Here is a 7,725-nt window from a genome sequence, read left to right as displayed (position 1 = left end):
ATTCCACCGAAAAATCAAATAGATTTTGTTCGTCTATTTTTACATCACGCTTTTCAAGATTGTGCTTTTGAATATTAGACAAATTACTTTTTAATCTATCCTTGTCAATATCCAATTGGTTGGCAACTACACCAAAGGTATCGAACAAATGAAAATCACTTTTATTGGCAAGGTTTTCACCCGTATCAAACAAATCAACCACACTGCTAATAGCATCAGTTTGATAATCAAGATTTTCGTAGTGGATTTTCATGATTTTAAGTAGATTTTTTTTCTACCAAATATAGCATCAATAACAGGGTGTTTTTCACCACTAACACTTAAAAATTCACTCGGATTGTCGTTAATTGAATCCATTAAATTCATCATAAGATTTTCCTTTAATTTTGAATCTTCACTAGATAAACTTTCAATCGATTTTTCATATCCCATATAAGAACTAGCCATAACATCTTTATGCTTATACAGTTCTTCTAACTTTCTACTTTCTGCCCTTCTATTTCCAATGAAAATCACTAGCCATATAGAAAATGTGTAAATTGGAGTTGCATACAATATAAGCGTATTAACATCTAACTCTTTCCAAATAACTACCCCTGTAAATATGATCGAAACAATAAGAAGACTGATTAAAGCCCAATATGATTTATTCTCCCATTCTTTTCGCTCTTCTTTGTACTCAGTTGCTTTACTATTAAATGCTTCTGCTAAGCTAACAGATATTGAACCAGGTAATAAACCCTCAATCTTTTGATAAAGTGCTTCATATTCTTTCACTTGTTGGTCGTGAAAGTTATTAATATCATCTATGATTCCATCCACATGATTTTCTTCTTCATCATATCCCAACAATCTTTTTTCTTCTTCTTGAATGGCTTTAATTTGACTGGAATGATCTTCTAATAAACCATTTAACTGGGTCTTTATAGAAGAATCTACCTCATCATTTAGTATCTCGTTATGTGCATCTCTGATGTTAGATAATTTACTAGTTGCCTCTGCATCAGCTTTTCTTATGTTTAACACTCCTTGCTCAATAATCTCAATGAGTTTGTCTTTTTTTAAATTTCTAATTTCTTTTTCCATGACTCTTTTTCCTTAAATAACTCTTAACTTAAAATTACGTGAAAAATTGATTTTTTGCGTGTCAGTGAGTGCGGTATCAAGGCAAACTAAAATATCATCTGTATCAAGCTTTAATGCTTCGATTATGCCCGTATCAATTGCATTTGTTAAGGTGATAACTAGCTTTCTTTCAAGCTCTGCATCTTCAACAATATAAAAATCATCCTGCTGTTTGATTTTAGAATTGAGGGAAAAACCTTGTTTTAGGATAATTTCGTACACCAAATTAATTGGCTCAAAATTATCAATCAATGGTTGCTGAGTAAAGCTTATTTCTTGTTGTAATAATTCTTGCTCATCATCACCATCATAGTCTTTAGCAATGTTGTAGTTAGTGGGTGCAAGTGAAAAGACTTTAAAGCCGTCTTTATAATCATTCTTCTCAATCGCCTTTCTAAGTCTGTCTTTACTAATATCACTAATGATTTTATAGCCTGCCTTAAAAGCCTCTGATTTTTCATCAATACTTTCAGGAATTTGCACCAAAATAAATTTGCGCTTAGCCCCATCTTTTTTGTTTAGATCCATGACTGCATGACCAGTTGTAGCACTGCCTGCAAAAAAATCTAATACAATGTTATTATTTTTTAGTGAACATGAAGATAATAATATTTTTAACAGCTTAGTTGGCTTTGGATATGAAAAGTAATTTTTATTGTCAAATATTTTTTCTACTTCTATTCCCCCATCGCTCTTTAAAGAAAGTATATATCTAAGTAGAAACTCATTAACATCGTCTAAATATGTTATTGAACTCGGCTGTATATTCTCATCAGATGAAAACCATATCCCGCCACATATATATGAACCGTCATCTAAACGATGCATATCTTGATACTCCCCATCAATACGATGAGCAACTTCATTAAAAGTGTCTAATTTCCACCTCCATCCTCTTTCTGGACATTTAACAGGTTTTTTTGTTTTCGGATGTGGCACAATATATTTAGAGCCAAATGTATTTGCATTTGGCCAACTCATATTGATTTTTCCCCATAAGCGATAATTTTTATCTAGAGAGTTATACAAAGTAATTCCTCTATCGTAACCTTGCTTTTTATAGAGTTTTTTTATTTCAATTTCTGCATTATTAATACCTATATTGGATTTTTTAAGTTTTTTAAGCAAGTTATAAATATCGTCTAAACCTTCTTTTTCCATTATAAATTGATGCTTGTGGCTGCTATTTTTTGAATATATATTTATGTATTCATGAATATTGCCAATACCTTTGTCGTTTTTTGGAATTCTTTTATTCCATGATATGCATTCAATAAAATTATCCTCACCAAACACCTCATTCATCAACATTTTCAGATGATGCTGCTCATGGTCGTCAATACTGATAAAAATCACACCATCATCGGCAAGCAGTTGCTTGGCGAGAAACAAACGCGGATACATCATTGAAAGCCACTGAGAGTGGTAACGACCCCCATCATCAGAATTAGTTTCTAACTTAATACCATTTTTGGTTGTGCCAATGCGCTCAAAATAATCACTCTTACCTTCTTTAAAGTTGTCTTTATAAATAAAATCGTTACCTGTATTGTACGGCGGATCAATATAAATCATCTTGATTTTGCCGTGATAATGAGTTTGCAATAGTTTTAAAACTTCTAGATTATCACCCTCAATAAATAGGTTTTCAGTGTTGTCAAAATCAACCGATTCATCAGGTTTTGGATTAAGTGTGGCATACGATGGGCGAGATATGGCCTTAAAAGATTCATCCTTACCTGCCCACGAAAAAGTGTATTTGTCTTTTTCATCTGCAAGACTATTTTTGTCTTCTAAAAATTTCTTTAAAGCATCAAAATCAACTTTGCCCTCGCTAACAAATTGAGGGAATATTTGGCTAAATTTAGCCAACTCCTGCGCGAATATATCTTTGGATTGGGTGCTAACTTTTTCTACTGATTTTGACATTACAAGTAATTAATTTATCGAGGTAATTACACCCTATTTTAACCAACATAAAAGCATAAAAAATAACAACTCTATTTTTGATTTGATTTTAAATCTCACTTCTTATTTTGCTATTAGTTAAAAGGTCACTTTTAAAATTAAATAGAAATGCTTTTTTTTATCAAAAACCTAATCATTTATTTCGCGTAAAATAAATTTTGGTAGTGCTTAGGGTGCGCCGACAATGAATGACTACAAACCCCGCCAGGCCCGGAAGGGAGCAACGGTAGTAGTTTTTTCATGTGTTGGATGTTATCCTAGGTGCTGCCACTTTTAAATTATTAATTTTAGTATGAGTGACCATTATCAAGTCCTAGCACGCAAATATCGCCCGCATACGTTTGGCGAATTAGTTGGGCAAGCTCACGCTAAAAAAACCCTAGTCAATGCACTAGATGCTAACAGCCTTCATCACGGTTTTTTATTTACCGGCACACGAGGTGTGGGTAAAACCACCATTGCTCGTATCTTTGCAAAGTCTATTAATTGCGAGACAGGCGTTAGCTCAACACCTTGCGGAACTTGTGCTACTTGCATTGAGATTGACAAAGGTCAGTCGATAGATCTAATTGAGCTTGATGCGGCGTCGCACACAGGCGTAGACAACATGCGCGATATTTTAGAGAATGCGCAATACATGCCAACTAAAAATCGCTACAAAATCTACTTGATTGATGAGGTACACATGCTCTCAAAAAGTAGTTTTAATGCGCTACTTAAGACGCTTGAAGAGCCACCTGAACATGTTAAATTTTTATTAGCAACGACTGATCCAAAAAAACTTCCAGTAACAGTGCTTTCTCGTTGTTTGCAGTTCACCCTGCAACAGCTTACTCATGAGGAGATTTTAGGTCAGCTGAAGTTTATCATGGATGCTGAAAAATTAACCTATGAAGAGCCTGCGCTGAGTCAAATTGCTGGATTTGGTAACGGCTCGATGCGTGATGCGCTTAGCTTGCTTGATCAGTCCATCTCTTACGGCAAAGGCACAGTAACTAGTAAAGACATAAAGGCAATGCTTGGCCTTGTGCATCATGATGATATTATCACTTTGTCCAAACATTTATTTAATCAAGACGCTAAATCGGTGATTGAATTTATCAAAGATTTATCCCATCGCGGCGAAAATCTAACCAATGCACTTAAAGATTTAAGCTCGCTATTTCATCAAATATCTTTAGCTCAAATTATCAAGGATGAAGTTGAGTCTGATATTCAAGAATTGGCTGATAATATCTCTAATCAAGATTTACATATTTTTTATCAAATGTCGATTAATGGCACTAAAGATATGGCACTTGCGCCAAGTGAACAAATTGGCTTTGAGATGACATTACTCAGAATGCTGGCATTTCATTCAGATATTCAAAGCCAAATTCCTACGGAAAAAAAAACTTTAAAAATCAAGTCTAACCGCCCTACTAGCGATTGCACCAACAAGACACCAGCCACAGAAAAAGAAGGAACAAGCCCTAGAGAAGTAGAAAAACTTCAGCCAGACAATACATCAAAAATTTCTAATCAACAAGAATGGGAAAAGCTTAGTCAAGCACTTAGTTTCTCAGGTGGTGCCAAAATGTTGGTTAAAAATACGCTATTCAATTCATTTGAAAACAACACATTAACACTGGCACTGGACGAGCAATTTGCAAATTTACTCAATGATCATGTGCAAAAAAACATACTTGAAAGTCTTAGATCTCAATATCCAAATTTAACACTGATTATTGATTTAAATAAACTAACAGAGCAAACGCTTGCACAAAAAGAAACTCAGGCACATAATCAATATTTAGCCACCATTCAGCAAGAGTTTTTGAATGATGAAATTGTGCAAAAATTAGAGAAAACTTTTAATGCAAAAGTTGATGTCAACTCAATTAGAGAAATAACCAAACACTAATCAAGGGATAAATTATGTTTAAAGGTGGAATGGCTGGAATGATGAAAAAAGCCCAGCAAATGCAAGATAATATGCAAAAAGCACAAGCAGAAATTAAACTGTTAAACGCAACTGGAAAAGCTGCTGGTGGCGCAATTGAAATTACCATTAATGGTGAGCATCTCGCAACTAATATCAAAATTGATGAAATGGTAATGGATGATAAAGACATGCTAGAAGATTTAATTCTAACTGCCATAAATGATGCCACTAAGCAAATATCTGATGCATCAGCGGCAAAAATGAAAGGTGTGACAGGTGGCATGAATTTACCCTTTTAGGCGAACCAATGATTGAATCACTCAATAAGGCTTTTTGTGCGCTGCCAGGTGTTGGCAGTAAGACCGCACAGCGCTTTATCTATCATTTACTTGAGCGTAATCGTAACGGTGGGTTTGAGCTTGCAAAAGCATTGGTTGATGCAATGGAGCACGTTCAACATTGTCACTCTTGTCGAACGTTAAGTGAAAAAGATATTTGCAATATTTGTGCCAACACAACGCGTGATAATTCACAACTTTGTATTGTTGAAACTCCAACAGACATTCATGCTATTGAACAAAGTGGTGTTTATAGAGGTAAATATTTCGTACTTAGCGGCTACCTATCCCCTATTGATGGCATTGGTGCCAATGAACTTGGTTTGGATGAATTAGAGCAAAAACTTGCGGATGATCATATCTCTGAAATTATTCTTGCTACCAATGCCACCGTTGAAGGTGAAGTAACAGCGCATTATATTAGCAATATGGCGAAGCAATTCAACGTACAAATTACGCGTATTGCGCACGGCATACCCATTGGTGGCGAACTAGAATATACAGATATTAATACCATTGCCCATGCCTTATCAGGGCGTAAAAATTACACTTAGCCAAATTTCTATTTTTTGTGTTATTTTTCTTGAAATATACAACTATCTCTACAAAAAAATGCCTTGATAATAAAAATCTGGTGTTGTGTAATAAACTATTGAAATGTTTTAGAAAGTAGCTCTATCTCATAACCATCCGGATCTTTTAAGAAGCCGACAATGGTTGTTCCGGCACTCATAGGTCCAGCTTCTCTAACAACCGTAGCACCCTGTTTTTTAGCTTTTTCAATAGCCTCATAAACATCGTCAACATTAATGGCGATATGACCAAAACCCGTGCCAATGTCATAATTAGCCTTACCCCAATTGTAAGTTAATTCCAAAGCTGGGTTAGTTGCCTCTGGACCATAACCTAAAAATGCTAAAGTAAATTCACCCTTGGGATATTCCTTTTGACGTAATAATGTCATCCCCAAAACTTTAGTATAAAAAGCAATGGACTTATCTAAATTTTCAACTCGCAACATTGTGTGCAAAATTCTCATCATTTCTAGCTTATAATTTTAAGCATTCTATTATAAGCTTAGCTCAACATGACAAACACATTCTCCCATTGGAATGAGGTTTATAACACCAAAGACCATACAAAGGTCAGCTGGCATCAAGATCAATCCACTATCTCGCTTGATTGGATCTTAGATTCTATTCAAAAAGATGACGCTATGATTGATATTGGCTGTGGCGTATCAATATTGGCTGATAATTTACTAGCCAAAGGTTTTAATGATATCTCACTGTTAGAGTTATCAACTATAGCACTAGAAACTCTAAAACACAGACTTAAAAAATCAGCTAATAAACTCACGTTTTATAATGAAAATATTTTAGATTTTAAGCCTGGTTCTACCTTTAAGCTTTGGCATGATCGTGCAGTTTTTCATTTTTTAACTGATTTAAAAGATCAGAAAACTTACCTGCAAAAACTTGATCAATATCTTCAAAAAGACGGGTTATTTTTGCTGGCTACTTTTTCTCCAGATGGACCTAAAGAATGTTCAAAATTAAACATTGTTCAGTATGATCAAACGAAGATTTGCAACTTACTTGGCGATAAATTTAGCCTAATAAAAACCCTTAATGAAAAGCATCTGCATCCTAATGGATCAATCCAGATTTTTAACTATTTTTTATTTAAAAAAATCAAATAAAGCACTTGGTTATTTTTGAAAAATAATTTGATCAGCACAAAAAATGTTGATATTGATCCTCCTTGTCAATAAATACTAAAAACTTCACTCCATTCTTAGTGATTATATCAATTAACTTTATTCTGATTATTATATATATGCCTTGTTTTCCTATCCGCGTATAAAAGAAAAAGAGACATTTTTATCCGAAATATGGGGGACTTTGAGAGGTGGCCTTGTGGTTACTGTTGTTTATTTATGCACGTACACTGATAAAGTTAGCGCTTGGAAAAGGTGCACTTTCAAAAAGAATATTGCTCGATTATGTATCTCCAATTGACGATATTAAGATGGTTAACAAAATCATCCATTATCTAAACAGAATCCATATTTATTTTGGCATTAGTGCGCTCGCCGCGGTACTAGCTTTGGTTATTTGGCAAGGGTTGTTTGGTTTATTCATTAGTTGGCAATACTCGCCAAAAGAATTAAAAAAACTTTCTTATCTGATATTTACTAGTATTATGATTAATATTCGTGTGCTTAAAGATGTTAATGGGTCGATGAGTGCGTAGTGTATGCTTTTTACATATTTTAAAGAAGACTTGAGAAATCTCACAATTTTTAAGGTCGAGTTTAAAGCTTCAAATTGAAAGTCTTTTGCCAAAATAAGTCCTGGTAAAATAAGT

The 7,725-nt window shown here is 34.2% G+C and carries 9 protein-coding genes and 1 other RNA gene; 6 read left to right on the top strand and 4 right to left on the bottom strand.

Going from position 1 to position 7,725, the window contains the following annotated elements; genetic code table 11:
* The 3 genes from BTHERMOSOX_RS03225 to BTHERMOSOX_RS03215 form a co-directional block, all read right to left on the bottom strand.
* The coding region (locus BTHERMOSOX_RS03225) for a hypothetical protein (protein ID WP_138119373.1) at positions 1 to 253 on the bottom strand (253 nt) is incomplete at its 3' end.
* On the bottom strand, positions 250 to 1,086 hold the full coding sequence (locus BTHERMOSOX_RS03220; RefSeq protein ID WP_138119371.1) for a hypothetical protein: 837 nt from the start codon (positions 1,084 to 1,086) through the stop codon (positions 250 to 252). The genes BTHERMOSOX_RS03220 and BTHERMOSOX_RS03225, both read right to left, overlap by 4 nt.
* A gap of 12 nt (positions 1,087 to 1,098) precedes the next feature.
* Positions 1,099 to 3,054 carry a site-specific DNA-methyltransferase gene (locus BTHERMOSOX_RS03215; RefSeq protein ID WP_138119369.1) on the bottom strand — a complete coding sequence of 652 codons (1,956 nt, stop codon included), beginning with the start codon at positions 3,052 to 3,054 and terminating at the stop codon, positions 1,099 to 1,101.
* 207 nt (positions 3,055 to 3,261) lie between these two features.
* On the opposite strand from BTHERMOSOX_RS03215, the gene ffs reads away from it, so the two are divergent.
* From ffs to recR, 4 genes are all read left to right on the top strand, one after another.
* Positions 3,262 to 3,357: signal recognition particle sRNA small type (gene ffs, locus BTHERMOSOX_RS03210), an RNA gene on the top strand.
* Between the two features lie 28 nt (positions 3,358 to 3,385).
* Positions 3,386 to 4,996: a DNA polymerase III subunit gamma/tau gene (gene dnaX, locus BTHERMOSOX_RS03205; RefSeq protein ID WP_138119367.1), complete on the top strand. Its 1,611-nt coding sequence runs from the start codon at positions 3,386 to 3,388 to the stop codon at positions 4,994 to 4,996.
* Between the two features lie 14 nt (positions 4,997 to 5,010).
* Positions 5,011 to 5,316: a YbaB/EbfC family nucleoid-associated protein gene (locus BTHERMOSOX_RS03200; RefSeq protein WP_138119365.1), complete on the top strand. Its 306-nt coding sequence runs from the start codon at positions 5,011 to 5,013 to the stop codon at positions 5,314 to 5,316.
* A gap of 8 nt (positions 5,317 to 5,324) precedes the next feature.
* Positions 5,325 to 5,909, top strand: coding sequence for a recombination mediator RecR (gene recR / locus BTHERMOSOX_RS03195; RefSeq protein ID WP_138119363.1), 585 nt, complete (start codon positions 5,325 to 5,327; stop codon positions 5,907 to 5,909).
* 95 nt (positions 5,910 to 6,004) lie between these two features.
* On the opposite strand, the gene gloA is transcribed toward recR, so the two are convergent.
* A complete protein-coding gene (gene gloA, locus BTHERMOSOX_RS03190) occupies positions 6,005 to 6,394 on the bottom strand; it encodes a lactoylglutathione lyase (protein ID WP_138119375.1) in 390 nt (129 codons plus the stop codon).
* A gap of 48 nt (positions 6,395 to 6,442) precedes the next feature.
* On the opposite strand from gloA, the gene BTHERMOSOX_RS03185 reads away from it, so the two are divergent.
* Both BTHERMOSOX_RS03185 and BTHERMOSOX_RS03180 read left to right on the top strand, forming a co-directional pair.
* The gene (locus BTHERMOSOX_RS03185) at positions 6,443 to 7,057 is read left to right on the top strand and encodes a class I SAM-dependent methyltransferase (protein WP_138119361.1); all 615 of its coding nucleotides are present in this window, start codon (positions 6,443 to 6,445) and stop codon (positions 7,055 to 7,057) included.
* Positions 7,058 to 7,266: 209 nt separating this feature from the next.
* Complete coding sequence (locus BTHERMOSOX_RS03180; RefSeq protein ID WP_138119359.1) at positions 7,267 to 7,611, top strand: hypothetical protein; 345 nt, start codon at positions 7,267 to 7,269, stop codon at positions 7,609 to 7,611.
* Positions 7,612 to 7,725 lie beyond the last annotated feature (114 nt).

The sequence above is a fragment of the Bathymodiolus heckerae thiotrophic gill symbiont genome (assembly GCF_900128515.1).
Lineage (GTDB): Bacteria > Pseudomonadota > Gammaproteobacteria > PS1 > Pseudothioglobaceae > Thioglobus_A.
This window is presented reverse-complemented; position numbering and strand designations above follow the sequence as displayed.

What these genes read in the sequence shown, in the direction of transcription:
- BTHERMOSOX_RS03220 (WP_138119371.1), bottom strand. Translation starts at nt 1,086, where the DNA reads ATGGAAAAAGAAATTAGAAATTTAAAAAAAGACAAACTCATTGAGATT.
- BTHERMOSOX_RS03215 (WP_138119369.1), bottom strand. Translation starts at nt 3,054, where the DNA reads ATGTCAAAATCAGTAGAAAAAGTTAGCACCCAATCCAAAGATATATTC.
- dnaX (WP_138119367.1), top strand. Translation starts at nt 3,386, where the DNA reads ATGAGTGACCATTATCAAGTCCTAGCACGCAAATATCGCCCGCATACG.
- BTHERMOSOX_RS03200 (WP_138119365.1), top strand. Translation starts at nt 5,011, where the DNA reads ATGTTTAAAGGTGGAATGGCTGGAATGATGAAAAAAGCCCAGCAAATG.
- recR (WP_138119363.1), top strand. Translation starts at nt 5,325, where the DNA reads ATGATTGAATCACTCAATAAGGCTTTTTGTGCGCTGCCAGGTGTTGGC.
- gloA (WP_138119375.1), bottom strand. Translation starts at nt 6,394, where the DNA reads ATGAGAATTTTGCACACAATGTTGCGAGTTGAAAATTTAGATAAGTCC.
- BTHERMOSOX_RS03185 (WP_138119361.1), top strand. Translation starts at nt 6,443, where the DNA reads ATGACAAACACATTCTCCCATTGGAATGAGGTTTATAACACCAAAGAC.